The sequence below is a fragment of the Streptomonospora litoralis genome, from assembly GCF_004323735.1.
GTDB lineage: Bacteria > Actinomycetota > Actinomycetes > Streptosporangiales > Streptosporangiaceae > Streptomonospora > Streptomonospora litoralis.
Window position 1 is genome coordinate 2,465,000 of record NZ_CP036455.1, and the last position, 26,222, is coordinate 2,491,221.

26 protein-coding genes are annotated in these 26,222 nt (G+C 69.1%); 12 read left to right on the forward strand and 14 right to left on the reverse strand.

All coding sequences use genetic code 11. From position 1 onward, the window contains the following. Window positions 1-415: 415 nt before the first annotated feature. From rpsA to EKD16_RS10685, 4 genes are all read left to right on the forward strand, one after another. On the forward strand, window positions 416-1,924 hold the full coding sequence (rpsA, locus tag EKD16_RS10670; protein WP_131098244.1) for a 30S ribosomal protein S1: 1,509 nt from the start codon (window positions 416-418) through the stop codon (window positions 1,922-1,924). A 119-nt stretch (window positions 1,925-2,043) separates the two neighbouring features. Continuing rightward, window positions 2,044-2,559 carry a GNAT family N-acetyltransferase gene (locus EKD16_RS10675; protein WP_131098245.1) on the forward strand — a complete coding sequence of 172 codons (516 nt, stop codon included), beginning with the start codon at window positions 2,044-2,046 and terminating at the stop codon, window positions 2,557-2,559. 10 nt (window positions 2,560-2,569) lie between these two features. Beyond that, a complete protein-coding gene (gene coaE, locus EKD16_RS10680) occupies window positions 2,570-3,163 on the forward strand; it encodes a dephospho-CoA kinase (protein ID WP_207391495.1) in 594 nt (197 codons plus the stop codon). A gap of 46 nt (window positions 3,164-3,209) precedes the next feature. Beyond that, a complete protein-coding gene (locus EKD16_RS10685; protein WP_131098246.1) occupies window positions 3,210-3,764 on the forward strand; it encodes a Uma2 family endonuclease in 555 nt (184 codons plus the stop codon). Between the two features lie 297 nt (window positions 3,765-4,061). On the opposite strand, the gene EKD16_RS10690 is transcribed toward EKD16_RS10685, so the two are convergent. The 5 genes from EKD16_RS10690 to EKD16_RS25325 form a co-directional block, all read right to left on the reverse strand. Then, window positions 4,062-4,289 (reverse strand): creatininase family protein, encoded by a 228-nt coding sequence (locus EKD16_RS10690; protein WP_131098247.1) that lies wholly within the window; start codon window positions 4,287-4,289, stop codon window positions 4,062-4,064. Next, complete coding sequence (locus EKD16_RS10695; protein ID WP_131098248.1) at window positions 4,279-5,082, reverse strand: class I SAM-dependent methyltransferase; 804 nt, start codon at window positions 5,080-5,082, stop codon at window positions 4,279-4,281. Before EKD16_RS10695 ends, EKD16_RS10690 begins: the two co-directional genes overlap by 11 nt. Before the next feature lie 292 nt (window positions 5,083-5,374). Further along, window positions 5,375-6,673, reverse strand: coding sequence for a histidine--tRNA ligase (hisS, locus tag EKD16_RS10700; RefSeq protein WP_131098249.1), 1,299 nt, complete (start codon window positions 6,671-6,673; stop codon window positions 5,375-5,377). A gap of 42 nt (window positions 6,674-6,715) precedes the next feature. Then, window positions 6,716-7,963 carry an asparagine synthase-related protein gene (locus EKD16_RS10705; RefSeq protein WP_131098250.1) on the reverse strand — a complete coding sequence of 416 codons (1,248 nt, stop codon included), beginning with the start codon at window positions 7,961-7,963 and terminating at the stop codon, window positions 6,716-6,718. Window positions 7,964-8,005: 42 nt separating this feature from the next. Then, window positions 8,006-8,170, reverse strand: coding sequence for a hypothetical protein (locus EKD16_RS25325; RefSeq protein ID WP_165498545.1), 165 nt, complete (start codon window positions 8,168-8,170; stop codon window positions 8,006-8,008). A gap of 186 nt (window positions 8,171-8,356) precedes the next feature. Here EKD16_RS25325 and EKD16_RS10710 point away from each other — a divergent pair, with 186 nt between their 5' ends. Together EKD16_RS10710 and EKD16_RS10715 are read left to right on the forward strand one after the other, a co-directional pair. Next, entirely contained in the window at window positions 8,357-9,799 is a 1,443-nt protein-coding gene (locus EKD16_RS10710; protein WP_131098251.1) for a hypothetical protein, read from the forward strand. Continuing rightward, on the forward strand, window positions 9,796-10,623 hold the full coding sequence (locus tag EKD16_RS10715) for a class I SAM-dependent methyltransferase (RefSeq protein ID WP_131098252.1): 828 nt from the start codon (window positions 9,796-9,798) through the stop codon (window positions 10,621-10,623). Before EKD16_RS10710 ends, EKD16_RS10715 begins: the two co-directional genes overlap by 4 nt. A gap of 40 nt (window positions 10,624-10,663) precedes the next feature. Here the strand turns inward: EKD16_RS10715 and EKD16_RS10720 are convergent, their stop codons facing one another. Further along, window positions 10,664-10,915 carry a DUF397 domain-containing protein gene (locus EKD16_RS10720; protein ID WP_131098253.1) on the reverse strand — a complete coding sequence of 84 codons (252 nt, stop codon included), beginning with the start codon at window positions 10,913-10,915 and terminating at the stop codon, window positions 10,664-10,666. After that, window positions 10,912-11,775 carry a helix-turn-helix domain-containing protein gene (locus EKD16_RS10725; protein ID WP_131098254.1) on the reverse strand — a complete coding sequence of 288 codons (864 nt, stop codon included), beginning with the start codon at window positions 11,773-11,775 and terminating at the stop codon, window positions 10,912-10,914. The genes EKD16_RS10720 and EKD16_RS10725 overlap by 4 nt, the downstream gene beginning before the upstream one ends. Before the next feature lie 213 nt (window positions 11,776-11,988). Between EKD16_RS10725 and EKD16_RS10730 the strand changes: the two genes are divergently transcribed. Continuing rightward, a complete protein-coding gene (locus EKD16_RS10730; protein WP_131098255.1) occupies window positions 11,989-12,549 on the forward strand; it encodes an ATP-binding protein in 561 nt (186 codons plus the stop codon). Between the two features lie 184 nt (window positions 12,550-12,733). Here the strand turns inward: EKD16_RS10730 and EKD16_RS25755 are convergent, their stop codons facing one another. From EKD16_RS25755 to EKD16_RS10755, 5 genes are all read right to left on the reverse strand, one after another. Next, a complete protein-coding gene (locus tag EKD16_RS25755) occupies window positions 12,734-13,717 on the reverse strand; it encodes a hypothetical protein (protein WP_207391496.1) in 984 nt (327 codons plus the stop codon). A gap of 161 nt (window positions 13,718-13,878) precedes the next feature. After that, window positions 13,879-14,244 carry a hypothetical protein gene (locus EKD16_RS10740; protein ID WP_131098256.1) on the reverse strand — a complete coding sequence of 122 codons (366 nt, stop codon included), beginning with the start codon at window positions 14,242-14,244 and terminating at the stop codon, window positions 13,879-13,881. A 36-nt stretch (window positions 14,245-14,280) separates the two neighbouring features. Then, entirely contained in the window at window positions 14,281-14,784 is a 504-nt protein-coding gene (locus EKD16_RS10745; protein ID WP_131098257.1) for a hypothetical protein, read from the reverse strand. Beyond that, complete coding sequence (locus EKD16_RS10750) at window positions 14,751-16,346, reverse strand: polymorphic toxin-type HINT domain-containing protein (protein WP_131098258.1); 1,596 nt, start codon at window positions 16,344-16,346, stop codon at window positions 14,751-14,753. Before EKD16_RS10750 ends, EKD16_RS10745 begins: the two co-directional genes overlap by 34 nt. Window positions 16,347-16,448: 102 nt before the next feature. After that, entirely contained in the window at window positions 16,449-16,841 is a 393-nt protein-coding gene (locus EKD16_RS10755) for a hypothetical protein (RefSeq protein ID WP_131098259.1), read from the reverse strand. Between the two features lie 318 nt (window positions 16,842-17,159). On the opposite strand from EKD16_RS10755, the gene uvrB reads away from it, so the two are divergent. The 3 genes from uvrB (at window position 17,160) to EKD16_RS10770 (ending at window position 22,620) form a co-directional block, all read left to right on the forward strand. Further along, window positions 17,160-19,256: an excinuclease ABC subunit UvrB gene (uvrB, locus tag EKD16_RS10760; protein WP_131098260.1), complete on the forward strand. Its 2,097-nt coding sequence runs from the start codon at window positions 17,160-17,162 to the stop codon at window positions 19,254-19,256. A gap of 1,126 nt (window positions 19,257-20,382) precedes the next feature. After that, window positions 20,383-21,378, forward strand: coding sequence for a GNAT family N-acetyltransferase (locus EKD16_RS10765; protein ID WP_131098261.1), 996 nt, complete (start codon window positions 20,383-20,385; stop codon window positions 21,376-21,378). Between the two features lie 330 nt (window positions 21,379-21,708). Next, window positions 21,709-22,620 (forward strand): hydroxymethylglutaryl-CoA lyase, encoded by a 912-nt coding sequence (locus tag EKD16_RS10770; protein WP_131098262.1) that lies wholly within the window; start codon window positions 21,709-21,711, stop codon window positions 22,618-22,620. Window positions 22,621-22,724: 104 nt separating this feature from the next. Here the strand turns inward: EKD16_RS10770 and EKD16_RS10775 are convergent, their stop codons facing one another. Further along, complete coding sequence (locus EKD16_RS10775) at window positions 22,725-23,492, reverse strand: ABC transporter permease (RefSeq protein ID WP_131098263.1); 768 nt, start codon at window positions 23,490-23,492, stop codon at window positions 22,725-22,727. After that, on the reverse strand, window positions 23,489-24,226 hold the full coding sequence (locus EKD16_RS10780) for an ABC transporter ATP-binding protein (RefSeq protein WP_131098264.1): 738 nt from the start codon (window positions 24,224-24,226) through the stop codon (window positions 23,489-23,491). The genes EKD16_RS10775 and EKD16_RS10780 overlap by 4 nt, the downstream gene beginning before the upstream one ends. 110 nt (window positions 24,227-24,336) lie before the next feature. On the opposite strand from EKD16_RS10780, the gene EKD16_RS10785 reads away from it, so the two are divergent. Continuing rightward, window positions 24,337-25,440: a sensor histidine kinase gene (locus EKD16_RS10785; RefSeq protein ID WP_207391497.1), complete on the forward strand. Its 1,104-nt coding sequence runs from the start codon at window positions 24,337-24,339 to the stop codon at window positions 25,438-25,440. Further along, window positions 25,437-26,078 carry a response regulator gene (locus EKD16_RS10790; RefSeq protein WP_131098265.1) on the forward strand — a complete coding sequence of 214 codons (642 nt, stop codon included), beginning with the start codon at window positions 25,437-25,439 and terminating at the stop codon, window positions 26,076-26,078. The genes EKD16_RS10785 and EKD16_RS10790 overlap by 4 nt, the downstream gene beginning before the upstream one ends. Window positions 26,079-26,222 lie beyond the last annotated feature (144 nt).

The following is a 26,222-nucleotide window of genomic DNA, read 5'->3' on the forward strand; positions in this document are numbered from 1 at the left end:
TGCGACGCGCCCGGCCCCGGTCGGCTTACGCCGCGCCGCGCCGCGACCGGATCCGCCCCGGCGCCGGGACCGGCGGTGCCGTGGCGATAGCATGCTCGGTTGCACTCTCGGTGGGTTTGTCGCCCGCTTTCCGATTGACCTGGAGGGCCGCGTCTCATAGTGTGGCGAGAGCGTTGTGGACTCGCGTGCGCAACCCGACCTCGGAGATCGTGCCGGTGTGACAGCCAGATCGCATACTCGACTCGACCCCCCGAGGGTCATCGGGGGGCGTGGCGGCGGTCGGCACCCTGGGATACGCGAAGAGACCCGAGCCACGGCTCGGGCCCGAAGTCGTCTCGACGGTGGTGGTGATGCAGCCGCGTGAATCCGCGGCGCACCTATTCTGCCAATGTCCGTATCCGGAGTCCACCCACACATGACGAGCAGCACAGAGGTAACCTCGACACCCCAGGTAGCGGTCAACGACATCGGGTCCGAGGAAGCCTTCCTCGCGGCGATCGACGAGACCATCAAATACTTCAACGACGGTGACATTGTCGAAGGCACCATCGTGAAGGTCGATCGAGACGAGGTCTTGCTCGACATCGGCTACAAGACCGAGGGTGTTATCCCGTCCCGGGAACTGTCGATCAAGCACGACGTCGACCCCGGCGAGGTCGTGACCGTCGGCGACCACGTCGAGGCCCTCGTCCTCCAGAAGGAGGACAAGGAAGGCCGCCTCATCCTGTCCAAGAAGCGCGCCCAGTACGAGCGCGCCTGGGGCACGATCGAGAAGATCAAGGAAGAGGAAGGCGTCGTCACCGGCACCGTGATCGAGGTCGTCAAGGGTGGTCTGATTCTCGACATCGGACTCCGCGGCTTCCTCCCGGCCTCGCTCGTCGAGATGCGCCGCGTGCGCGACCTCCAGCCCTACGTGGGCCGCGAGCTCGAGGCCAAGATCATCGAGCTCGACAAGAACCGCAACAACGTCGTGCTCTCCCGCCGGGCCTGGCTGGAGCAGACGCAGTCGGAGGTCCGCCAGACCTTCCTCAACACCCTGCAGAAGGGCCAGATCCGCAAGGGCGTCGTGTCCTCCATCGTCAACTTCGGCGCCTTCGTCGACCTCGGCGGCGTCGACGGTCTGGTGCACGTCTCGGAGCTGTCCTGGAAGCACATCGACCACCCCAGCGAGGTCGTCGAGGTGGGCCAGGAGGTCACCGTCGAGGTGCTCGACGTCGACATGGAGCGCGAGCGCGTCTCCCTGTCCCTCAAGGCCACCCAGGAAGACCCCTGGCAGCAGTTCGCCCGCACGCACCAGATCGGCCAGGTCGTTCCCGGCAAGGTCACCAAGCTGGTGCCGTTCGGCGCGTTCGTCCGCGTCGAGGAGGGCATCGAGGGCCTCGTGCACATCTCCGAGCTGGCCGAGCGCCACGTGGAGATCCCCGAGCAGGTCGTGCAGGTCGGCACCGAGATCTTCGTCAAGATCATCGACATCGACCTCGACCGCCGGCGCATCAGCCTCTCGCTGAAGCAGGCCAACGAGAGCGTCTCGCCCGACCAGGTCGACTTCGACCCCACGCTGTACGGCATGGCGGCCGACTACGACGAGCAGGGCAACTACAAGTACCCCGAGGGCTTCGACCCCGAGAGCGGCGAGTGGCTCGAAGGCTTCGAGGTCCAGCGCGACGAGTGGGAGCGCCAGTACGCCATGGCGCAGTCCCGCTTCGAGGCGCACCGCAAGCAGGTCGAGGACGCCCAGGCGGCCGAGGCCGAGGCCGGCCCCGAGCAGCCCTACGAGGGCGGTGAGCCCGCGGCCGCCCCGAGCAACACCGGCACCGGCGGCGGTGGCGGTGGCGGCGCCGAGCCCGACACCGGCGGCGCCCTCGCCTCCGACGAGGCGCTGGCCGCGCTGCGCGAGAAGCTCGCGGGCGGCTCCGAGGGCTAGGGCCAGTCCCTCCGCCGCGCGAGTCGACACGCGAATCGCCAAGGGCCGCTCCCGGGAACGGGGGCGGCCCTTCGCTATGATCCGGCACAGCCGCGATCACCGAAGCGACGGGAGCAGCGATGCCCACCCCGCCCGATCCGGTCGTCGGCCCGGCCGAGGTCGCCGACGCCGGCGAGATCTGGACGCTGCAGCGGGCGGCGTTCGTCGACGAGGCCCAGCTTTACGGCGACCCGTTCGTGCTGCCGCTGGCCGAGACCGCCGACAGCATCCGGCGCGGCATCGAGGGCGGCGCCCACGTGCTCAAGGCCGTGCGGGACGCGCGAATCGTGGGCGCCGTGCGCGGGCGCGCCGACGGCACGACAGCCCTGGTCAACCGGCTATGCGTGGCTCCCGACCAGCGCCGCCGCGGAATCGCGCGGGCGCTGATGTCGGCATTGGAGGAGCGCCTGGCCGACGCGCACCCCGCCGTGGCCGTGTTCACGGTCTCCGCGGGCCAGCAGAGCGACGCCGCCCTGCGCCTGTGCCGCGGCCTGGGCTATGCCGAAACCCACCGCGAACGGATGGACGACCACCTCGCCCTGGTGCATCTGCGCAAGGCGGTCCCCGGCCGCACGCCCGAGACCGCGGCCCTCTAGAGTCGCCGACATGCTGCGTGTGGGACTCACCGGAGGTATCGGATCCGGCAAGAGCGCGGTGGCCCGGCGGCTCGCCCGCCACGGCGCCCTGATCGTCGACGCCGACAAGATCGCCCGCGAGGTCGTCGAACCGGGCACCTCGGGCCTGGAGGAGATCGTCGCGGAGTTCGGCACCGAGGTGCTGACCGAGGACGGCGCACTCGACCGCCCCCGCCTCGGCGAGATCGTCTTCTCCGACACCGCCAAGCTCGCCAAGCTCAACGCCATCGTCCACCCGCGGGTGGGCAAGCGCACCGAGGAGCTGATGGCGAAGGCCTCGGCGAACGCCGTGGTGGTCTACGACGTCCCGCTGCTGGTGGAGAACGACCTCGGCGGCCTCTACGACGTCGTCGTGGTGGTCGACGTCCCCGTCGAGGAACAGGTCGCGCGCGTGGTGCGCGACCGGGGCATGGACGAGGCCCAGGTCCGATCCCGCATCAAGGCCCAGGCCACCAGAGACCAGCGCCGCGCGGCCGCGGACATCGTCGTCGACAACTCCGGCACCGAGGAGGAGCTGGACACCCGGGTCGCCGAGGTGTGGGAGCGGTTGCGCGAACGGGCGTGAGGGGGCGCGGGGGCCGCAGGTGATTTATATAAGAAGGGGGCCTGAGATGTCGACGCCCGTATCGGCTGCCGAGCACGACCTCGCCGCGCTCGCCGACCACCTCGACCCTCCCGAGGGCTACCGGGTGGAGATCATCGCAGCGAACCTGGTCGTCTCCCCGACCCCGGTGGGTCCCCGTATCAAGATCGCGTCGCGTCTGCAGTACGCCCTCCGCGACGTGCTTACGCCCGATCTGGAAATCGCGCAGACGGCAACCCTCGTCATCCCCCATACGGGAGAGCGCTACGTCCCCGACCTCGTGGTGCTGCCCGAGACACTGCTCGACGAGCACATATGGAAGTTCCCCGCAACGCAAGCTCTCCTGGCGGTGGAAATCACTTCGCCGGGCAACGCCGAGACCGACCGGGTCAAGAAGCCGCGCGGCTACGCCCTGGGGGAGGTGCCGGCCTACCTGCTCATCGACACCGAGCACGGGCGGTGGACCCTGTTCGAGGAGCCGGAGCGCGGGGTCTACCAACGCCAAACGCAGGTGAACACAGGCGCCAAGCTGCTGCTGCCGCACCCCTTCACCGGCCCCGTCGACACCGCACGAATCGTCTGAGCAAACGCATTGAACGCCCAAACCGCCCACGCGAACCGCACGCGGGCCGAGCCGGTGCCTCGCGGCACGGGAGCGAACCTGCGTGCTGCCTTAGAGGATGTTCCACCGCCGGACGACCGCTTCGCCGCGGATATTGCCGACGCCCTTGCCTTGGTTGGGGACGGATTCATCCCTTGTCGCGGCAATGCGTCTGACGGATCGACGTCGGCCGTGTAGACGAACCCGCATCCGCAGTAGCCTCCTGTTGACACAACCGGTCCGACGCGCCGCCGAGTTCGGTCGAGAAGGCAGTATGAGCTACCCCAACGTGCCGATTCGCTCGGCCTTGTGCCGATCGGCGACCTCGGCGGCCAGGTGGGTGGTGGAGCGTTCGGCGATGACCATGTCGGTGTTGAGGGGCAGGTGCGGGCCGTGCTGCTCCACAGAACCGACAGGCAGGCACAGGATCGACCGCTCGCTCAATTCGGCCGTGATGCGCGGTGCGGTCAGCCGCCCGTAGGGCCGCTCTTGGCCTTCAGCCGCCATCGCGGCTGCGCCGTCCCAGACGGATGAGGAACTCGTTCTCCTCGGAGAACGTGTCGTCGTCACTGAAGTCGGCCAGCCGGCTCTTCACCGCGGCCTCGAACTCCCTCACCCGGTTCCCGAAGAGGTGGGGCGCGGCGAAGGATGTGGAGTAGAGGTAGCCGAGGATGCTCTCCGCGGTCCAGGTGCGCTCGACGGGTATGCGGACTTCCTCGACCTCGTTGAAGGGCGATTCGGCCATGAGGTCGCTATAGGGGCGGTTGTGGTGCCGGAACGTGCCGGCACCCGCACGACGCTCTTCGCCGAGAAAGCTCTTCACCACGCCGAGGACGGCTTCCTTCCACGGGCTGCCGGCGGCCCAGAAGCTGTTGTCGCTGAAGATGGCGACTAGGCCGTCGGAAGCGACCTGCTCGTCCAACAGGGACAGGACCGTGGCCTGATCGAGCCAGTGAAAGGCCCGGCAGATGGTGACGAGATCGGCCTGCCAACCGGTCGGCGGGATGAATGCCTCGGCTGTGTTCTGGACTAGGGACAGGCGAGCGTGCTCGGGGAGCTTGGTCCGCAGCGCCGACTCGGCGGCGGCAAGCATGTCCGCGTCGCTGTCGAGGCCGATGACGTCGTCGAAGCGGTCCAGCAGCGCTTCCGCCACCAGGCCGGTCCCGGTGCCGATGTCCAGGAGGCGTCGTCGGCTGTCAGGGCGTGCGGGGGCGGCGCGGTTGAGGATCGACGCCACATCGTCCGGAATGCCGGGGCGGTACCAGCGGTAGTACGTGGCGACTCCGGTGAACAGGCTCATGCGTCGCTCCTTGCTACGAGGTGTTCGATGTGCTCGGCCGACGCCATCGAAACCGCTCTGGTGAACCTCACCTGACGGTACGGTCGCCCCATGACGACCAGCACTCACCTCGCAGACCTGGTGACCGACGCCGACCGCGAGGGGATTGAGCGACGCCCGTCGGGGCGGCGTTGCCGTAGCCCTGCGCGCGGTCCTCGGTGGTGGCCCAGACCGGTAGCCCTTGGCCGCGCAGCCGCTGACTGGTAGTCGCAGGCGCCGATCCCATGCCATGCCCAGCGCCTGCCCTGATTGCTCAACGCCCGAGGAGCCGCTCCACATACGCGGCCGCGCCTTCGTCGGGCACCCTGTGCTGCTCGCCCGATGCCATATCCCGCACGGTCACCTCTCCGGCCGCCTGCTCGTCGGCGCCGCGGATGACGGCGAGCCGTGCCTGCTGCTCATGGGCCCACTTCAGCTGCTTGGCCAATTTGGTCGAGGAGCCCAGGTAGGTTCCCACGCGCAAGCCGCAGCGACGGAGGTCGTGGGCCAGCCGCAGCATTCCGCTCTCGTCGCCGCCGAGCGCGGTCAGGGCAACATCGAGGCCCTGCCCATCCTCGGCAGTCGTCTCCCGCATGGCGAGAATGCGCTCGATTCCCACCGAGCCGCCGACGGCGGGCACATCCGGACCACCCAAGGCGGCGACCAGTCGGTCATAGCGCCCGCCGGCGGCCACGGCGCCGGGATAGCCGGCCGCCTCGACCTCCCAGATGGCGCCCGTGTAGTAGTCCAATCCGCGCACCATTCGAGGCGCGAAGACGACGCGCCCGCCCAATCCTCCGGCCAGCTTCAGCAACTGGTCGATGTCGGCCAATCCCTGCTTGCCGCGCGGGTTGGCCTCCAGCTTCGCCCGGATCCGGTCGGGACTGTCGGCCGCGATGTCGGCGACGATGCCCTCGGCGGTGTCGGTAGCCACCCCGCGTTGCGCCAGCTCGGCGACAACAGCGTCACCACCGATCTTGTCGAGCTTGTCCAGGGCCGCCAATACGCCCTCGCCCGATTCGGCGCCGACACCATAGACCTCCAAGAGTCCGCGGAGCGCTTCGCGGCTGTTGACCAGGAAGCGGAAGTCGTCGACGCCGAGGGCCTCCAGCGCGTCGGCGACGGCGTAGACGACCTCGGCGTCGGCCAGTGGTGAGTGGGATCCGACGGTGTCGACGTCGCACTGGACGAACTCGCGGAAGCGGCCTTCTTGAGGCCGGTCGGCCCGCCAGACGGGGCCGATGGCGTAGCGCTTGAAGGGCGAGGGCAGCTTGGAGCCGTGGGTGCCGATCACGCGCGCCAAGGGCACGGTGTGGTCATAGCGCAACGCGAGGTCGGCCTGGCCGCCGGCCTCGTGGACACCGCGCCGCAGAATCTTGAACAGCAGGCTCGACGCCTCCTCGCCGTACTTGCCCGTGACGACCTCCAGCCGTTCGAAGGCCGGGGTTTCCAGCGGATCGAACCCGTAGCGCTCGAAGACCTCAGAGACGGCGGCGATGGCCGACTTGCGACGGCGCAGCTCGTCGGCGAGGAAGTCGCGGGTGCCGGACGGTGCTTGGGCGGCCTGGCCCATGGGTGTGGCCTCCTGCGTTGCGCTGTGTGATCGACGACAATCCTACTGCGGCCCCGAGGTGGTCGAACTCCACTGCGGAAAGTGCTCCATCAGCAGGTCGATCATGGCGGTCTGCTCCGGGGTTCGTCCGTGCCCGGTGTGCAGCAGCGGTGTCGTACCCACGCGCGAGAGGTCCTGCCACCCCTCGGTTTCCTCCATCAGCGATTTGATTCCACTCATCAGTGAAAGCGACATCTGCGGCACCAATGCATCGATGCAGTGGGCCAGATAGTAGATGGACGAGCGCCGCACCGCGGTGGAGTCGACCCGTTCGGCGTAGTTGCTCTCGCTCACGCTGGGATAGCAGGCGTCCAGCAGGCTCTTGGGTACGTCCCATACCGGCATGAGCACGTCGACCTCGCCGGTGCGGCGACGGGGGAACGGCAAGGGCCGGCGGCCGTTCATCAGCAGGAACAGCAGTTCGGCCATGACGTCCTCGCGTTGGTAGCCGACCAGCAGGTGGCCGGCTCCACGCTGTGCGCAGAGTGCGCGGCCTGCGAGGTTGACGAAGAAGGTGCCGAAGAAGTGAGAGGAGTCGGCACCGTACTGCTGCTTGAACTGCGCCCAGAGCGCGCGCGGCGACTCCCCCATATCCAACAGCGCTGCAGCGTCGTCGGGGTAGAGAACGACGTGCTCGAATCCCGCTTCGGCACACAGCGCGCGGGCGCGCTGGGCCGCGGATTCGGGCCAGAGTGGCTCCATGACCAGGGTGAAACACGTGACCGCCGACGCATCCAGGTTGTGCTCGGCGGTGTAGCGACGCACGCCCTGCACGAGGCTGCTGCTGTCCCCGCCGCCGGAGATGCCCGCGACCAGCGGAACCGGGATCTCGTTATCGGCGAGGAAATCGGCGATCTTGCCGAAGACGATCTCGCGCATGGCGGCGTCGTCGACCAAGTGGGCCCGATGCTGGGGGTTCTTGTTCCGGTCGGCGTAGTCGAAGTCCAGCAGTGCTGTCGTCGGTTCGTCGGCGTGCCGGACGGTCTCGATCTCGGCGGGGCGCAGCCCGTCGATGTCGGTGTTGCGCATGCACTGCAGCAGGACCGTGCGGTTCTCGGGTACCTGCCCGAGGGTCAGGGTCATGGGGATCGGCTTCAACGATCCGTCTCCGGGCACTTCATATGCCTGGAACAACGACGGCGGAAGCCGGTTGGCCAGCAGCAACTCCGCCAGTGTCAGTTCCTGCGCCGATTTCAGCGGACGTGCGCCGGCGCTGAACAGGAGGGTGACCCTGTCGTTCCAGTCGTTCATAGCCATCTCCATTCCCTGACCCCCGGTGTGTCGGTCGTGTGCCTACAGGTGGGCGGTGAGCGCGGGGACGGCGAGGATCTCCTCGATGCGCTCGTCGGTCATGCGGTCGATTCCGCCCTCGGGCAGCGTGCGGGTGATGATCCCCGCCAACTCGGTTGCGGGGGCAGGCGCCGTGGTCGTGGTGGGTGCGGCCGTCTGCGTGTTCATGCGATCTCCTTTCGCTGGGCAAGCGACTCCTACGGTGCCCCTGGCACGGCGAGGTCGGTAGTGAGAGGTGTCTGCACCCCCGGTGACCTGGAGTCCACAGTTGGTCAGTGCGAACCGTCGCACTGCGGGATGGCGGGTGCTAGCGTCACAGCACGGACAACCCCACAGGCGACCGAGGACCGCGGTATGGGAAGCGTTCACCCCCTGGATTGCGCACGCCGCATCCGCGCCGCAGCTCTCACCTCCAGCAGCGACCCCCAAGTCCGCGAACTCCACCGCATCGCCGAGGCCATTCGCAGCCACTGCGGACACACCCCCGTCAAATGCCACCGGCTGGCGTGGGGATGGACGGTCAACCAAGCCATCTCAGCGGCCCGTGCGCTCGCCGAGAACCACCGTGATCGCTATGCAGCCGTCGCGGTTTCCGAGCGATCGTGGAAAGGCTGGGAGGCCGGCGACCGCCCGAACACCGGCTACCAGGACCTGCTTTGCCGCCTGTTCGCGACCGGTCCGGTGGGCCTCGGCTTCGCCGTGGACTACGCACCTCGCCCGAGCCCCCTTCCGATGCAGGCTGAGCCGCCCCCCGAGCCGCTGACCGAGCCGCGCTTGCGCAGCGATGCCCGAACCACCCTCCGGCGCAGCCAGGAGCTCGCTGACAACGCCCTGCACCACACGCAGCTCGACCAGATCGACGCCGACATCGACCGCATCGCCCGCGACTATGCCGCCCGCCCCGCGGCCGCCCTCTACGACGAGATCCGAGAACTGCGAACCTCGGCATTCCGCATGATCGAATCCGGCAGTCGGCCGAACCAGGCACGACGCCTGCACCTGGCCGCCGCCCGGCTGGGTGGACTGCAAGCCCACATCTGCCTCGATCTGGGGCACTACACGTGGGCCGACACGAACGCCCGCGCCGCCTGGAACCTGGCCGACATAGCAGGGCACCGGGGCATGCTGGCCTGGTCCCGCGGGCTGCAGAGCCTCATCGCCTATTGGGACCGCCGTCCCCACGACGCCCTCGACGCCGCCCGCAGCGGTCTCGAGTACGCAGGCACCGACTCCAATCGCTCCCGTCTCCACGCGCTGACGGCCCGTGCTGCCGCGGAAGTCGGCGACCACACCACCATGCTCACCGCCATCTCCGGGATGGAGGAAGCCCGCACCCACACCGCCGAGGCGGACACGCCCCGGGGCCTGTTCGTCTTCCCCGCCGCCAAAGGCCACGTCTACGCCGCGACCGCGCTGTTGAGCGCCGACCCCACAGCCCACGCGTCGCGAGCGCGAGAGCAAGCCGAACAGGCCATCCGTGTCTACACCGACCACGCCTCACTCGAACGCTCCTCCGGCGACCTGCTGGCGGCCCACCTGGACCTGGCCACCGCGCACACCGCCGCGGGTGACCTCGACGCCCTCAGCGCTGCACTGGCGCCGGTCCTGGCCACACCCACCGATCGCCGCACCGCGTCCATACTGCGCCGCGCCGCCCTCCTCGCATCCCGACTCCGCAACGGCCTTCTCCGCAGCGCCGCCGAAGCCCACCGGCTCCAGGCCGACCTCACCGAGTTCTGCCGCGCACCCGCAGCACTTCCCGCGACGCTTCCCGAACGGCAGGATGAGCAACCATGAGCACCGACCGGGTCAGCGCCACCACCGATCGTCGTCTTCTCGCCGAGCACGCCTACCGCAACGATGCGCACCTCTCGGCACGGCAGAAGCTCTACGACTTCCAGCAGCCCACCTACGATCTGCCCGGCCTGGTCGTCGATGCGCTCGACGACACGCACCGAACCGTGCTCGACCTGGGCTGCGGTAACGGCGCCTATCTCGACCGTTTGCGCAGTGAGCGTCCACAGGCCGCCGTCATCGGTATCGACGCCGCGCCGGGCATGCTCGACGAGTTGGCCCCTCCGGTGCTGTGCGCCGATGCCGCAGACCTGCCCTTCAAGGCAGAGCGAGTCGACGCGGTACTGGCGATGCACATGCTCTACCACCTGGCCGACATCGATGCCGCACTGGCCGAGATCGCGCGCGTCCTCGCCCCTGGCGGGCTACTGGTCGCCTCGACGAACGCCGAGGACGACAAGGGGGAGTTGGACGACCTCTGGCAGGCCGCGGCCGGCGACGTGCTGGGCACCGGCCACGGGCCTCGCCGCATCCGCTTGTCCGATCACTTTCCGCTCGACGCCGGTGCCGCCAGGCTGAGAGAGCACTTCGCCGAAGTGAAAGTGCACGAGTTGACCGGTCGTATCGTCGTCGACGATCCGGCGCCCGTCCTGGACCACCTCGGCTCGTACCGCACGTGGGCCGCACAGGCGGGCGTTCCCTTCGATGAGACGCTGCAACGCGCCCGCGAGAGGCTGGAAGGGACTATCACCAGCGCAGGAATGTTCACCGTTTCCACCCGGCAGGGCATCATCCGAGCGGCGAAGCCGGGAAGGAACGGCGAGTGAGGGGCGGCGTCCGAGCTTGCGGCGCTGGACTTTCAGCTGGTTAGAGGGCTCCGTTTCGGGCGGCGGCGAGGAAGGCGTCCCACTCGGCGGCGGGGAAGGTGAGGTGGCCGTGGTGGGGGTGTTGGGAGTCGCGTAGGGCGGTGGAACGGGAGGTGGGGGCTACCTCTACGCAGTCGTTGGACCCTCCGCTGTGGGTGCTCTTGCGGAAGCGGGTGGGGATGGGGGCTATCTCGATGCAGTTGACTCCCTGGCCGCTGTAGCTGCTCTTCCGGAACACCAGTTGATCTCTCATGCGCTGCCTCCCAGGGATTCGAGCGTCTCAGCGATGATCTGGGCGGATCGCGTCGTGCTGACCGCCGACCCTTGTATATCGCCAAATGTGGCGGTATAGGTCTGGACGTCCTCTGGAAGTTCCAAATAGAGGGCCTCGTTCAGAGTCTCGACACACACGACCGTGGGATCGAGTGAGTTGGGGAAGTCTAAGATGGTGAACGGCGCGGTCAGAGCCGCGTGCGCGCCAGCGGCCAGAGGCAGTACTTGCACGTCGACGTTCGGCATTTTCGCCATGTGCAATAGGTGCTGCAACTGTTCCACCATGACATCGCTGTCGCCGATCAGCCGCAGCAGGGCCGCCTCGTCGATGACCGCGCGTAGGTGTACCGGATTGAAGCGTGTGAGGATCTCCCGTCGCGCCATCCGCGCTTCAACACGGCGCTGAATCTGTCCTGCATCGCTGTACCTGCTTCCCTGGAAGACCGCCTGAGCGTAGTCCGGAGTCTGCAACAAACCGGGAATCACTTGGGACTCGAAGGCGCGGATGCTGGAGGCTTCGGCCTCGAAGTCGGGAAGGGTCTCGTTGCCGAACACGTCGCGGTACTTCATCCACCAGCCGCGCTCCTTGGCGTCCTTCGCGAGCTGATGTATCGCTGTCCGCCTGTCTGGATCGTCCACCTTGTACAAATCGAGCATCTTGTCGAGGTCGGCGGCCTTGACCGTCTGCGTCTCGGCGTTCTCGATCTTGCTGAGCTTTCCTGCGGCCCACTTGAGCTGCTCGACGACTTGCGTCGTCGTCAAGCCCTCCGCATGCCGTGCTCTCCGCAGTTCGGATGAGAGGCGACGGCGGCGGATGGACGGGCTGTGTGGCTGGCGCATGGAAGAACCCTACCTGACATTTGGTGAATCTCACTCACTGTCTTGGCTGTAGTGAGATTCACTTTTACTGTGAGTGAGGATCAAGTGATCGAGCAAGCACCTTCAGTGGTCATGATCACGCTATGCCGCGTCCGCCTCACCGTCCTGAAAACGGACTACTTCGCGGACGTTCCTGCTCGTCCTGCCTCCTCCCGCCCGAGTCAAGGAGCACGCATGTCCGCACTCACCGCTGTCCCGCCCCTGCCCGAGGTGACAGTCCCTCTCGGCCTGCTCATCCCCAACGGCTACGAGTACTACTTCAATCGCCGCCCCGACCGCCCCCACTTCACCCGCCGGGCATTCCAGTTCCGGAGTGAAGCGGTGCACCTGCCGCTGGTGCACGCGTTCCTGGACACCTGCGCCGCCGCGCAGAGTGACGAGTACCGCCACCTCTTCGACCTCCTGGGCACGGAACTCGTCGCCAACGCCATCAAGCACACCCGCTCGGGCCTGCCCGGCGAGACCTACACGCTGCGGGCCGACCGCTCGGCCACCGGGCTCACGCTCACCTGCCGCGACAACGGCTCGCTGACCGACCGCCGCCACGACTACCGGTACCGCAGCTACCTTGCGGCCGCCCGCCTCGGCGAGCGGATCGACCACGAGACCGGGCGCGGCCTGGCCCTGGTAGACAGCCTGTCCAGCGCGTGGGGCGACAGTGGCCGACCGAGTTACCGCCAGGTGTGGTTCCGCCTGGACTACGACCTCACCGGGAGCGCGTGGCCGGATGCCTGACCACCCGCACCGCCGTCGGGGAGCGGCGAGCGCGGAGGCGGATGGCGAACGTCCGGCTCTTCTTCTCGCTCGTCACCTGCGCAAGCTCCGCGAGGGTCCGGTTTCCATCATCCCGGAGACGGAACTATGCCGATGCACGTGGTGGCCATATGGCGTGGTCGCGGCCGCAGGTGGCGTTGCGGGTCTACGTGCGCCGGGTGCCAGCCCAAGCAAGTAGGGCGGCCGCGGTGTCCTCGGCGACCGCGCCCGGGATGTCCGAGCCGAAGCGGCGTGTCGCCGCCGCTCGGAGGCGCACTCCCAGTGCCGCCGCCCCGATAGCGCCCGCTGATCCGACGAGCGTCGCCGGGCCCAGGTGGTCGTGTTCGCGGTGGGCCGCCGCACGTGCGGCCGCCGCGCCGAGTAGGGCGCGCATTCCCGTTCCCAGAGCGTCCGTCCGTGGCGGCGCGGCCGGATGCTTGTCCAGGGCCAGCTCGCCCCCGGCCAGCAGAGCGGCGGCCGCCCTGCCGGAGCGAGAGCCCATGCGCCGGGCTACCGGTCCCTGGTCCGCCTGCGTGCTGCTCAGGGCGATCGCGGTGACACCGAGGCTGCTGCGCGAGCCGGTGGCCGCCCCGAGCGCCAGCGCACGCAGCAGGGTCTTGCATCGCGGCGGCGGGACTTCCTCATCGGGCGCCACGGGCTCGGACGCGACGAGGGCGGCGTGTGTGGTGACGCCGTAGGCGAGGTGGGGCCCGACATCGGCCGCCCAGTCGGCCGCACTCCACTGCCGCGGGTCGCTGATCCGCGCGAGAGCCAGTGGCCCGTCGGCGGCTCCCATCGCCGCAGTGCAGAGCAGCGGGCCGCCGACCGCGACGGGCGGCCGCAGGCCCCATGAGCGCAGTACGCCCGCGGCCCCGCCGATGCCGATGCCCGCGGCGGCCCCGGCGACCGGCCCGAGCGCGGCCAGGCGCCGTGAGCGCTCCTTCCGGCCGCCAGGTATCCGCATTCCGGCGGCATCCGCGGCCGTGGCGACCAGGCGCTGCGGGGCCTCGCTGGCCGGCCGTCCCCGGATCGCCTGGTCCAGGCCGCTGGTGATGTTCAGTGCGGTCGTCCCCGCGGCGCCCGCGAGCGCTCCGCGCAGGAATCCGCTGATCGCGCCGGGCCGGCGGGGCCGTTTGGCTGTCTTTCCCATGGCCGAGCGGCTACCCGTCAAGCCGAGCGTGAATCTCCGACTGTCCCGTTCGGCCGTGCAGCCGTTGTGGCAGCGCACCGTGATGCGTAATCGGGTGCATGCCGATTCGGCCGGAGACGAGGGCTGATCCGTCTTTTCGCCTGGATGAAACCGAGACGATGCTACCGGAAGAACCGGCGTGCGGACGGCCAGAAAATGAGCGTGATACCGGTGACGGCAATGCACATGCCGACGAGCCCCAACGGGTCGCCGCCGCCGACCCGGGTGAACTCCAGCAGGAGGACGATGACGTGTACGGCGGCGATGGTGATCTGAACCCATCGCCTGCGAGTCCGGATCGCGATCGCGAGCAGAGCGAGTAACACGCCGAGGAATGCGTTGGGTAGCGCATAGCCGAGGGAATAGAAGTCTCCTCCCGCGTTGATGAACGTCACCCAGGCGTTCATCCAGATGATGACGGCCATGATCCACAGCAACACCCGCTGAGCACGGATGGCGGCCGGTCGGCTCGCTTTCTCGCGGGTCACCTGCGCTCCAGGGGGTTGGTGTAGGTGTGTGTTCGCTCAGTGATGGTGAACGTGCTGACAAATTTCCCTGATGTCTTCGCGGATCGGGCCGTGGGTTGGAATACGGTGCCACCACCATCCGCGGTCGGGTTTGCTCATTCCGTCCACGGCTTCGACGCAGCCGAAATCGTCGTGCTCAGTGAATGACAGGAACTCGTTATCGACCTCGGTAAGAATGGGGTCGAATTTAGTGCGGAGCTCGTCGTCGATTTCGGTGTATGCGGTCTCTGTGAATGTGCGAAGCGAGACAGCCGCGACCAGGTCGTGGGCGCCCCAGTAGGGAAGGTCTCCGGATCCAGTCTCGGTGTGCTTCCTGAGCTCGACAACGTGTGATGCCCACCCGATCACCAAATCCTTGAGATTTAGGGACTGTCGATCTGAAAGGTGCGTCTTCGCTGACTCCAGGCGTGATAGTTCTTCTGGAGTCATGGTATTTTCAATGCGGTCGCTTATGTCGCTCAACATGTCTATCTCTCGGGGTAGTAGGCGGTGCTCTTCCATGGCATTTCCCAGTTTACGATTACGCGGGTCTCCTTGTAGTTAAACTCTGTTGCATTCTGTCCCGGCTTTGGTTCAGGAGGTGCTTTTCGTAGCGTCTCCTCGATCTGTTCTTCGGTGGGGCGTCTCCGCGTCGGATTGGTGTTGTCCGTATGTCCGCTGACCAACCCGACGATCTCATCCAGCGAAATGTCCTGGCCATGAAAGTCCTCCCCACCGCGACCGTCGTCGTTGGAGCCGCCGAACGGTTTGCCGCAGTAGGGGTCCTCGTTGTGCACCAGGACGCTCAGGCCGCCGACGGTGACATGGTAGGTGTGCAGACCGGCGACCGTGAGATTGTGAACCCGCTGACCAGGAGCGGTTCTCACCTCGACCGACGAAACGTATGCCCGTGTACCGCTCGCCGTCCGCAGCCGCGTACCGGGGCGCAAGGCCTCGGCCGTGATCCAGCGGCCGCGTTCAGGAGCCCAGAATCTGTGCCGTGCGGTGGCCGTTAAAGTGCCGACCTTGCCGCCGTGCCCGGCGACCGTGATGTCTACGAGGGTCTTGTCGCCGCGGCCGCGGATCAGGTGGGTCACCCTACGAACGCCGGTCTCGCCGGTGGTCGGATCCGCGGCGCGTACCCTGTCGCCGACGTCGACGTCCTCGATGGCGGTGGTTTGGCCGCCGGCGGCCAGTACGAGGGTCCCCGGCAGGAAGCTGTTCGGCGGACACCCCGCGCCCTTCTGCTGCGCCGACCCGGAATCCTTGCCCCCGGATCCGTCCGGAGGTTTACCGCCTGACGAGCTTCCGGGCGCGGCGAGGAACTTCAGCGGTTTCAGCACACCACCGACGGCGGCAGGTACGGCATACCCGAGGTTTTTGAAGAAGCCGCCCGCTCCGCTGTTGTTCTCCGCGTTCTCCTTGATGGGCTTGACGAAGCCGTCCCACATGTCACCGAGTGTGTCGGTCACCGGCTGGGACGTGATCTTCTTCCAGCCTTTTTTGGTCTGCTCCCATGTCTCGTTGAAGTTCTCGTGGCTGCACAGGTGGACATGGCACGCCAGGCCGCGTGCGCCGTCGGTGATCTCGCGTGCTCCCTGATAGGTGCCGCCGCCGATCTTGCACGCGGCATCCAACAGCCAACCGCAGTCCCAGTTGTAGTTGCCGCGGTCCTCGAACTTGAACATCGGGCCGGCACCGAACCAGGAACCGTCGTTGTCCGCCGGGGTGAAGCCGTAGGCCGTGTGGGAGTCGAGATAAGCGGTGTCGACCTCGCCGGGCTTTCCGAGGCCGAGGGGTTCGGCGCCTGTCGATCCCCCGGCTTCGCCGGACTGTTCCTGCGTCCCGGCTTCGCCAAATTCGCCGGACTGCTCCTGCGTCGGGTCGGAAGGCGCGTCGGCGACAGGCCCGTGGGTGTCCTCTGAGCCCAGAACCCGGTCGACCGCTCCGGAGACGCTCGACGTGACCTGCTGCGGCAGGCCGAGCTGCAAAAGGGCTGCCGCTATTGCCACGACGAGGACGATGACAGCGGCGTACTCGAGTACGGCGGCCCCGCGGTCATAGCCGCGGATTTTTCTCAGCACCGTGCCAACTCACTATACGACGGCTAGGCGACGCACAGTGAAGATACGGAGTCAGAGCGGCGTTCGTGGAGCCTCAGATTGGCCGCTTCCGGCCAGGCGCAATCAGATGGCTGCTGACCTGTGCGATTGGCTTCCGGCACGGAAGAACCTGCGCGCCGAAGGCCAGCAAAGAAGGGCGAGCGCGGCCAGCGGGAGCGGTGGCGGAACGACGATAGGCGGACCGCCCAGTTCATAGAACCAGACGATTTGCGCGGCCGTCGCTGCTTGCAGTGCGATAAGCAGCCAGAAGAGCGTCGGACCGCCGCGCTTCAAGCGCAGCCCGCACACCAGGGAAAGTACTGCTGGGATCAAACTCCACGCGAGTAGAACGAGAAGTTCCGAAGTAATCCCGCCCGGCCGCATCGTCAGTTCACGGGCGATGAAGAGCAGGGAGAGCCCGGTGACCAGGAAAAGCAGCACGCGGAGAATCCGGAGCGGCACGGGCAGTCGGCGCATTCGGCGAGAATATCCCGTGGCGGCAATCGCGGAGGCGGGCGGGCGAGTATGCGAGCGCTGTCGCGGCCGCCCCGCTCCATCGTCCGGCGCGCGCCCGCGTGGAGCGTTCCGAACCGCTCTCGTCAGCCGTTGGCAGCTCTGGCGGTTCGGTGCCCGATGGCTGCTCGGCGCGCCGCCCGGCTGTGGGCGTACCCCGCCTGTCCCGCCTGACCTGGGAATCCTTCACGGCCTCGCCCTGTTGTCACAGGCGGCGTATAGCGTGGTGGCAGTAGTCGGGACTCGACGGCGAACTACGGCGAATCGGGGGAGTGAGGCGACGTGCGGCCGGTGAGCGATATCCAGCGCAAGAAGGCGCCGTTCGAGGTCGTCTCCGATATGACCCCGGCCGGCGACCAGCCTTCGGCCATCGCCGAGCTGAGCCGCAGGGTCGGTGCCGGGGACGACGACACCGTGCTGCTGGGCGCCACCGGTACCGGCAAGACCGCCACGGTGGCGTGGATGGCCGAGCAGGTGCAGCGGCCCATGCTGGTCATGCAGCCCAACAAGACTCTGGCCGCGCAGTTCGCCAACGAGCTGCGCGAGATGCTGCCCAACAACGCGGTCGAGTACTTCGTCTCCTACTACGACTACTACCAGCCCGAGGCCTACGTCCCGCAGACGGACACCTACATCGAGAAGGACTCCTCGATCAACGACGAGGTCGAGCGGCTGCGGCACTCCGCCACCAATTCGCTGCTGACCCGGCGCGACACGGTGGTGGTCTCCTCGGTCTCCTGCATCTACGGCCTGGGCACGCCCCAGGAGTACGTCGACCGCATGGCCGAGCTGGAGGTCGGCATGGAGGTCGACCGGGACGACCTGCTGCGCAAGCTCGTCGAGATGCAGTACACGCGCAACGACGTGTCCTTCACCCGGGGCACGTTCCGGGTGCGCGGCGACACCGTCGAGGTCATCCCGGTCTACGAGGAACTCGCCATCCGCATCGAGATGTTCGGCGACGAGATCGAGCGGCTGCTGACGCTGCACCCGCTCACCGGCGAGGTGCTGGGCACCGACGACCACATGTACCTGTTCCCCGCCTCGCACTACGTCGCCGGGCCCGAGCGCCTGGAGCGCGCCGTCTCCCAGATCGAGGCCGAGCTCGCCGAGCGCCTCACCGAAATGGAGAACCAGAACAAGCTGCTCGAGGCGCAGCGGCTGCGCATGCGCACCACCTACGACCTGGAGATGCTGCGCCAGGTGGGCAGCTGCTCGGGCATCGAGAACTACTCGCGCCACTTCGACGGCCGCGAGCCGGGCAGCGCGCCCAACACGCTGCTCGACTACTTCCCCGAGGACTTCCTGCTGGTCGTCGACGAGTCCCACGTCACCGTGCCGCAGATCGGCGGCATGTACGAGGGCGACGCTTCGCGCAAGCGCACGCTGGTCGACCACGGCTTCCGCCTGCCATCCGCGCTGGACAACCGCCCGCTGAAGTGGGAGGAGTTCACCGAGCGCATCGGCCAGACGGTCTACCTCTCGGCCACGCCGGGCCCCTACGAGCTGCGCCAGAGCGGCGGCGACGTCGTCGAGCAGGTCATCCGCCCCACCGGCCTGGTCGACCCCGAGGTCGTGGTCAAGGAGACCGACGGCCAGATCGACGACCTCGTGCACGAGATCCGCGAGCGCGCCGAGCGCGAGGAGCGGGTGCTGGTCACCACGCTGACCAAGAAGATGGCCGAGGACCTCACCGACTACTTCGCCGAGCTCGGCATCCGCGTGCGCTACCTGCACAGCGAGGTCGACACGCTGCGCCGGGTCGAGCTGCTGCGCGAGCTGCGGGTGGGCGAGTTCGACGTGCTCGTGGGCATCAATCTGCTGCGCGAGGGCCTGGACCTGCCGGAGGTCTCGCTGGTGTCGATCCTCGACGCGGACAAGGAGGGCTTCCTGCGCTCCTCCCGGTCGCTGATCCAGACCATCGGGCGGGCGGCGCGCAACGTGGCCGGCCAGGTGCACATGTACGCGGACGAGGTCACCGACTCCATGCGCGAGGCCCTCGACGAGACGAACCGGCGCCGCGCCAAGCAGCTCGCCTACAACGAGGAGCACGGCATCGATCCGCAGCCGCTGCGGAAGAAGATCGCCGACATCCTCGACTCGCTGGCGCGCGAGGACGTCGACACCGAGGAGCTGATGGGGACCGGTTACCGGCAGAGCAAGGCGCCGGTGCCCAACCTGTCCGCCGGCGGTGGCGAGCGCTCCAAGGAAGTCACGGAGATGCCGCGGGCCGAGTTGGCCCAGCTCATCGACCAGCTCGGCGAGCAGATGCACCAGGCGGCCTCCGACCTCCAGTTCGAGCTTGCCGCCCGGCTGCGCGACGAGATCAAGGAGCTCAAGCGCGAGCTGCGGGGGATGGACGCGGCCGGAGTGAGCTGAGCCGGACCCGTGGGTGGGGCGCAGCTCCCCGGTGGGTGCGGAGGCGGCGGCGCGCCGACGGCGCCTCGGGTCTGTTGTGCGGCCGTGGCACCGGGCGGGTAGTGGGTCGCCTGGAGGAAAAGCGGCATCAGCGGCGGCGGCCCCTCCCGCCCGCGCCGGCGCTGTCCCGCTCCCGTGGCCGGGCGGGGGCGGCGCGCGGCGATTGGGCACGGTCAGTATCCATTGCGCGGAAATCACCACGTCCAAGGCCGATCCGTGGTGATTTCCGCGCAATGGATGCCGCGAGACCCGACATAAAGGACATCCGGGTGCCCGATCGTCACCGAGACTGCCTCTGGGACCGGTTTCGGCGCCGAAACCGTCTTTGGGCCCGTTCTCGGTGCGCCGTCGGGCGCCCAACCGGCGGGCACCCCTGCCCGATACGCGCGGGCCCGGCCATCCGGCGCCGTGGCTGCCGCTTTTCCTCCAGACCACCCGCCGCCCGGCAGGCCACAAGGCCGCCCAGCGGCCCGAGCCGCCTTGTCCGGGGCGCCTTGCCCGCCTACCGCCACCAGCGACGCACTTAACGAAGTATTACGAGATGCTTGTTCGCTTTGTCGGATTTCTTCGGATTCCGACGGGGTCGATCCGAGGGCGATAGCGTCGCCGCTCCGGCGCCGCGACTGATCCTGCCTGCCTTCGCGGCAACCCAAGCTCACAGCGGCGCGCCGTGCCGCCCGGTGCGGCGCCGGCTCCGCCGCCGCGCCGGGCGTCGCCCGGCCGATCCCGACCGGATGCTGCAGGGCCGCGCGCCGCCCGCGCCCGGTACGGACGGTGGCCGTGTGTACCCCGCAGGCGCCGTCCGCCCACGTCAGCGCGCCGCCCGCGGGTTCGGCCCCGGTCTGGGTAACAGAGCGCGAATCGGCTACGGTTGGACGTACCGGGCTTTGCCCCCGTGAAATTGCATAGCGACAATTTCAAAACGATCAGGGAAATTCTTGCCGCTTTGGCGAGCGAAGTTACACCTGAGACGCTACGGTCATCGTGTCCGTGTTGCGACGGTACGTGACCACTGATCGGCTCCAGACATGCCGCGCCGGTGAGCCGAGGGCGGGTGAGTGCGGGATTGCGCGGCCAGGGAGGTGGGATGGGCGGTTATGTCGCCCGGGTGCGGAACGACGAGCTGCCCGGCAGCGGCGCGGAGTTCGACCTGCTGGTCGACTCCGCGGCCTCGCGCTGGCAGGAGGTCGACCACCTGCTGCCGGCGCCGACGCGCCCGCGCAAGAGTACCTATCCGCTGCTGACGGTCAGCGACCAGATCGGGCGGCCGGTGGCCACCGGAACCATGCGCTACTCCTGGCACCAGCCCGGCGAGGTCGGCCGGACGTGGGGCATGCCCGACCAGCACTGGCTCACGCCCATCGTCGGCGGGCCCGACCCCGGCCGCGCGCTCGACTCGCTGCTGTCGAGCTGGCGCGAGCAGCTGCAGCAGCTGCCCACCGGCACCGGTTCGGAGTCGGCGGCGCAGCTGACCTGGCCGGCCCGCGACGTCGTCGGCATACCGGCGCTGCAGGCCCACGGTCTGCAGCCCTACAGCGTGCTGGCCGCGCGCGAGCGCCGCCGGGGGGTGCCCCCCTCCCTGCCGCCGCGCGACGTCGCCATCCGGTTGGCCGACTCCCAGGACCTGACCCAGATCGTCAGCCTGCTCATGGAGGAGCACCGCTACGAGGAGTTCTTCGGCGGGGTGTTCATCCAGCCCGAGACGGCCGAGCAGACCCGCCGCGTCGCCGGGCGGGCGCTGTCCCGCTCGCCGTCGTGGGTGTGGCTGGCCGAGCGGCGCGGACGCCCCGTCGGCCTGGTCTGGGTGTCCCCGCCCGACCGTGCCCGCTGGGCCGCCCCGCTGGTGCGGGCCGCACCGGCCGCCCACATCGGCTACGGCGTGGTGGCCGAGGAGGAGCGCGGCCGCGGCATCGGCACGGCGCTCGTCAGCGAGGCCCACCAGGCGCTGGACGCACACAACGTCCAGGTGACCGTGCTCAACTACGCCATGATGAACCCGCTCTCCGGGCCCTTCTGGAGCCGCATGGGCTACCGGCCGGTGTGGACCACGTGGGAGGCCCGCCCGTCGCTGGCGCTGCGCTGACCGCGGCGCGGGGGCGGCGCGTGCCCCCGTCGAACGGGGATCTCGGGTCGGGAAGGGTGCGGCCTTCGGGTGCGGCCCGGCAGGTGGGATGATCCCCCGCATGCGGCCGCCGTCGGGGCATGCGGGACACCCGGCGGCACCGGGCGGCCCGCCCGGTCGGTGGGCGACCGCTGCTCCGCCCCGAAGCCCGGCGGGCCAATATGCTGGGCTGTGCGAGGCGCCGCGTGTGCTTCCGCGGTGCGGGCTCCGCCCCGCGGGCGCACACGCGGCGCCGTGGAAACCGGCGGCGCATCCGCCGGTGGGCAGTCGTCGGAAACGGGAAGTGGCGCAATGGCCGCGCAGCAGGTGGAGATCGTCGAGGTCGGGCCCCGCGACGGGCTGCAGAACGAGCAGACGCCGCTGTCGGTGGCGCAGAAGGTCGAGCTGATCGAGCGGCTGGCCGCGGTGGGTGCCCGCCGCATCGAGGCGGTCAGCTTCGTGAACCCCAAGCGGGTGCCCCAGATGGCCGGTGCCGAAGAGGTCATGGCCGAGGTTCCGCGCAGCGATGCCGTCTCCTACATCGGCCTGGTGCTCAACCGCCGCGGCCTGGACCGGGCACTGGAGGCCGGAGTGGACGAGGTCAACGTCGCCATTCCCGCCACCGACGGGTTCTCCCGGCGCAACCAGGGCTGCTCGGTGGATGAGATGAGTGACGCCTTCGACGACATCGCCGCGGCGGCGGCCGACGCCGGGATGCCCATCAGCGCGACCGTCTCCACCGCCTTCGGCTGCCCCTTCGACGGAGAGACCGACCCCGCGCGCGTGGTCGGGGTGGCCCGGCGGGCGGCCGCCGCGGGCGCCGTGGAGATCGCCCTGGCCGACACCATCGGCGTGGGCGTGCCCCACCAGGTGGCCGACCTGGTCGGGCGTGTCCGCGAGGTCGCGGCCGGCGCCCGGCTGCGCTGCCACTTCCACAACACCCGCAACACCGGCTACGCCAACGCCCACACCGCCGTCGAGCACGGGGTGGCGGTTCTGGACGCAAGCGTCGGCGGTTTCGGCGGCTGCCCGTTCGCCCCCGGCGCGGCCGGAAACATCGCCACCGAGGACCTCGTCTTCCAACTCGAACGCACCGGCCTGCCAACGGGCATCGACGTCACCGAGACGGCCCGCACGGGCATGTGGCTGGGCTCGGCCCTGGGCACACCCCCGACGGCACTGCTGGGGCGGGCGGGTGTTTTCCCGGCGCCGCATCAGGAGTAGAACCGCGCCACCGGCGTGCGGGCGCGCCGGTGGCCCGGGATCGGCGCGGCGGCGCGCGTCGCAGGAGTGCACGCCGCGGCCGTGCGGGGCGAGGCTCCGACGGTTTAATCCCACCGGAAGAGCGCAGCCGCGACGGCGACGCCCACGGCGATCGTCACGCCCGGTCCGGCCAGGTGAACCGGTTCGAGGGCGCCGCCGGTCCAGGCCGTCGACAGGCCCTCCACCGCCGCGCCGAACGGCAGCCATGCGCCGACGGTCGCAACGGCGTCGGGCAGGGTGTCGCGACCGCCGAACAGGCCCCCGAGGGCGCCGACGGCGAAGAACACGACCAGTCCGATCGCGACCGCGGAGTTGGGCGTCGGCGCGATAGCCGCGACGATCATGCCGACGGCGTACATCGATGCCATCGCCAGTACGAAGACGCCGAGGGCGGAGGCGAGGTGGACCGGCGGCTCGGCGCCGAACACCAGCACCGCCACCGCGAGCGCCGCGGTGACCCCGATGATCGCCTGGATCGCGCTGACCACCGCCTGGGCGACGAGCACCATCGCCGGTGACGCGGGGGTGGCTGACAATCGGCGCAGAACGCCGGTGCGGCGGTAGTACGCCAGAAAACTCGGCATGTTGATGATGCCGATGGTGGCGACGACCATGGTCAGCACCAGCGGTAGCACGAACACTTCCAGCGCGGTCTGCCCGCCGGCGGCGACCGCGTCGCCGGCCCCCTGGGCGCTCATCACGAGGATGAGCAGGGGCAGCCCGATGGGAACGACGAGTCCGGCGGTGTCGCGTGCGACCATCCTGGCCTCGCAACCGATCAGCGTCAGCCAGGCTTTCGGGCCCGGGCGGCGTGCCTCCACGGTGGTGCTCATTCGCCGTCCTCCAGTTCTTTTCCGGTGAGTGCGACGAACGCGCCGTCGAGGTCGTCGGTCCCCGCGCGTGCGACCAGGCCGGCGGGCGTGTCGAGCGCGACGGCGCGCCCCGAGTCGATGAGGACCACGCGGTCGCAGAGGCGCTGGACCTCCTCCATGGCGTGGCTTACCAGCAGGACGGTGACGTCCTCGTCGCGCAGGCGCTCAATCGCCTCCCACATCCGCCTCTTGCCCCGCGGGTCGAGCCCCGTGGTGAGCTCGTCGAGGATCACGACGCGGGGCCGCCCGGCAAGAGCGAGGGCGATGGACAGTCGCTGCTGCTGGCCGCCGGAGAGCTTCTCGAAGCGGATGCCGCGCTGATCGGACAGGCCGACGAGTTCCAGAAGTTCCCCGGCGGGCCGCGGGTCGGGGTAGAAGCTGCGGTACAGGGCGACGAGTTCGGCGACGGTCAGCGCCTGATGCAGGTTGGCGTGCTGCAGCTGGACCCCGAGAACCTGGCGGACCTTCGCGCGATCACGCTCGGGATCCAAGCCCAAGACGCTGACCTGTCCGCTGTCGGGCGCGCGCAGCCCCGCGATCATCTCGACCAGCGTGGTCTTCCCTGCGCCGTTGGCCCCGAGGATGCCCAGTACCGTTCCCGCATCGACCCGAAGGTCCAGGTCGTCGACCGCGACCTTGCCGCCGTACCGTTTGCGAAGCCTCTCAGCGTGGACCGCCCATCCCGTGCTGTTCATGGCGGAGAGCCTAGGCAGAGGGACCGGTGGCGCGCCTGTGCCGGAAGTCAGCTCGCCGACGATGACTTCCGGCACAGGCGCCCTGCGCACTCGGGCTTTAGTGTGGCGCTATGCGAAAACTCGGGCCTGCGGAGTGGTCGGGCCTGGCGATGCTCGTCGTGTCGGTCGTGGTGGCCGGACCGGTGCTGGCGGGACTGATCGATCCGGTGATCGCCCGCGGCTGGTGGACCGTGCTGTTCGCGCTGTTCATCGCCATGCTGCTGGTCGCGGTCGCGGACCAACCTCCGGCAGGCGTGCGGTATGCGGCTTTCGCCGTGTCGGTCGCGGCGTCCTGGGCGGCGCTGCTGACCGCCTCCAACCTGGGAGTGCTGCCGGTCCTGCTGGTCCTCACAGCGGCAGCGAGCGTCTATACCGTGCGGTTGCGCATCGGCTTCCTCGTCGTCGCGCTCAATACGGCCGTCGTCGCGTCCGCCGCCGTGCAGCACTCGGGCGCGGTCGCCGACGTGCTGCTCTCGACGGGCTTCTACCTGCTGATTCAGACGGCGACGCTGCTGGGCTCGGTCGCGCTCGTCCGTGAGCAGCGGACGCGCCGGGAGCTGGCCGGCGCCCATGTCGAGCTGCAGGCGGCGACGGTCCTGCTGGCGGAGTCGGCGCGCACCGCGGAGCGGCTGCGGATATCTCGCGACCTGCACGACCTCATCGGCCATCAGCTGACTGTGCTGACACTCGAATTGGAGGCGGCGCGGCACAGCGAGGGCACGCGGGCGCGCGGGCACGCCGACAAGGCGCACGCGGTAGCGCGCGGCCTGCTGGCCGATGTGCGGGAGACGGTGGGGGAGTTGCGCGCCGAGCCGTCGGATCTCGCCGAGGCATTGCGCAACGTGGTCCGCGATCTGCCCGGCCTGCAGGTGTCGATCGACGTCGACCCGCGTGTCCGGGTCAACGAGGAGCAGTTGGCCGCACTCGTGCGAGCCGTGCAGGAGATCGCCACCAACACGATCCGCCACGCCCACTCCCGCGAACTGCGGATCGAGGTCTCCTCCGAGGCGTCCGGCGCCGTCCTGACAGCGGTGGACTCCGGACGCGGCGCACGGCGCCCGATACCCGGCAACGGCCTGCGCGGCCTCACCGAGCGGTTCGAGGCCCTCGGCGGCGGTGTGACCTTCGACGCCGGCGAGGGATTCCGGGTCACCGCCCGGGTGCCGGTGCCGTGACGCGGGTCGTCGTGGTCGACGACCAGGCCCTCGTGCGCCAGGGGATCAGCGGTCTGCTCGAAGTCGCCGAGATCGACGTGGTGGGCGAAGCCGACGACGGGCAGGCGGCCCTGGACACCATCGCGGCGACCGCACCGGACGTGGTCCTGCTCGACGTGCGGATGCCCCGGTACGACGGGATCTGGACGCTGGAGCGGCTGCGCGAGTCCGGCAGCGCGGTCCCGGTACTCGTGCTGACGACATTCGACGACGACGCCGCAGTACTGGACGCCCTGCGGGCGGGGGCGCGCGGCTACCTGCTCAAGGACGTGACCCTGGAGCAGCTGACCCGCGCGGTGCGGACGCTGGCCGAAGGCGGGACGCTCATCGCCCCGACGATCACCGACCGGCTGCTGCGGGCGATCCGCTCGGGCCCGCCGCCGCCGGGCGCCGACGCTCCGGTAGAGGACCTCACCGAACGCGAACTGGAGGTTCTGCGGCTGATGGCCGAGGGCTGCAGCAACCGCGAGATCTCCGAGATCCTGTTCCTCGCCGAAGGGACGGTGAAGAACCGCGTCTCGACCATCCTGCTCAAACTCGGTGCCCGGGATCGCACGAACGCCGTCCTGCGGGCTCTGCACGAGGGCATCCTGCGATAGCGGCCGGTGCGTCGGCGTGTACCCGGGCGCGGTGGGCGGGACAGGGCGTGGACACGTCCGGGCGCACGATCGGCGCGGGTGCCCGGCGCTGTTATCCTGGTGGCCCGTGGAGTCCGAGGTCGCGGACGGGGAGCCAACCCTCCG

Excerpts from the sequence above, each read along its gene's own strand:
- rpsA (WP_131098244.1), top strand. The coding sequence starts at position 416 with ATGACGAGCAGCACAGAGGTAACCTCGACACCCCAGGTAGCGGTCAAC.
- EKD16_RS10675 (WP_131098245.1), top strand. The coding sequence starts at position 2,044 with ATGCCCACCCCGCCCGATCCGGTCGTCGGCCCGGCCGAGGTCGCCGAC.
- coaE (WP_207391495.1), top strand. The coding sequence starts at position 2,570 with ATGCTGCGTGTGGGACTCACCGGAGGTATCGGATCCGGCAAGAGCGCG.
- EKD16_RS10685 (WP_131098246.1), top strand. The coding sequence starts at position 3,210 with ATGTCGACGCCCGTATCGGCTGCCGAGCACGACCTCGCCGCGCTCGCC.
- EKD16_RS10690 (WP_131098247.1), bottom strand. The coding sequence starts at position 4,289 with ATGGCGGCTGAAGGCCAAGAGCGGCCCTACGGGCGGCTGACCGCACCG.
- EKD16_RS10695 (WP_131098248.1), bottom strand. The coding sequence starts at position 5,082 with ATGAGCCTGTTCACCGGAGTCGCCACGTACTACCGCTGGTACCGCCCC.
- hisS (WP_131098249.1), bottom strand. The coding sequence starts at position 6,673 with ATGGGCCAGGCCGCCCAAGCACCGTCCGGCACCCGCGACTTCCTCGCC.
- EKD16_RS10705 (WP_131098250.1), bottom strand. The coding sequence starts at position 7,963 with ATGAACGACTGGAACGACAGGGTCACCCTCCTGTTCAGCGCCGGCGCA.
- EKD16_RS25325 (WP_165498545.1), bottom strand. The coding sequence starts at position 8,170 with ATGAACACGCAGACGGCCGCACCCACCACGACCACGGCGCCTGCCCCC.
- EKD16_RS10710 (WP_131098251.1), top strand. The coding sequence starts at position 8,357 with ATGGGAAGCGTTCACCCCCTGGATTGCGCACGCCGCATCCGCGCCGCA.
- EKD16_RS10715 (WP_131098252.1), top strand. The coding sequence starts at position 9,796 with ATGAGCACCGACCGGGTCAGCGCCACCACCGATCGTCGTCTTCTCGCC.
- EKD16_RS10720 (WP_131098253.1), bottom strand. The coding sequence starts at position 10,915 with ATGAGAGATCAACTGGTGTTCCGGAAGAGCAGCTACAGCGGCCAGGGA.
- EKD16_RS10725 (WP_131098254.1), bottom strand. The coding sequence starts at position 11,775 with ATGCGCCAGCCACACAGCCCGTCCATCCGCCGCCGTCGCCTCTCATCC.
- EKD16_RS10730 (WP_131098255.1), top strand. The coding sequence starts at position 11,989 with ATGTCCGCACTCACCGCTGTCCCGCCCCTGCCCGAGGTGACAGTCCCT.
- EKD16_RS25755 (WP_207391496.1), bottom strand. The coding sequence starts at position 13,717 with ATGGGAAAGACAGCCAAACGGCCCCGCCGGCCCGGCGCGATCAGCGGA.
- EKD16_RS10745 (WP_131098257.1), bottom strand. The coding sequence starts at position 14,784 with ATGGAAGAGCACCGCCTACTACCCCGAGAGATAGACATGTTGAGCGAC.
- EKD16_RS10755 (WP_131098259.1), bottom strand. The coding sequence starts at position 16,841 with ATGCGCCGACTGCCCGTGCCGCTCCGGATTCTCCGCGTGCTGCTTTTC.
- EKD16_RS10765 (WP_131098261.1), top strand. The coding sequence starts at position 20,383 with ATGGGCGGTTATGTCGCCCGGGTGCGGAACGACGAGCTGCCCGGCAGC.
- EKD16_RS10770 (WP_131098262.1), top strand. The coding sequence starts at position 21,709 with ATGGCCGCGCAGCAGGTGGAGATCGTCGAGGTCGGGCCCCGCGACGGG.
- EKD16_RS10775 (WP_131098263.1), bottom strand. The coding sequence starts at position 23,492 with ATGAGCACCACCGTGGAGGCACGCCGCCCGGGCCCGAAAGCCTGGCTG.
- EKD16_RS10780 (WP_131098264.1), bottom strand. The coding sequence starts at position 24,226 with ATGAACAGCACGGGATGGGCGGTCCACGCTGAGAGGCTTCGCAAACGG.
- EKD16_RS10785 (WP_207391497.1), top strand. The coding sequence starts at position 24,337 with ATGCGAAAACTCGGGCCTGCGGAGTGGTCGGGCCTGGCGATGCTCGTC.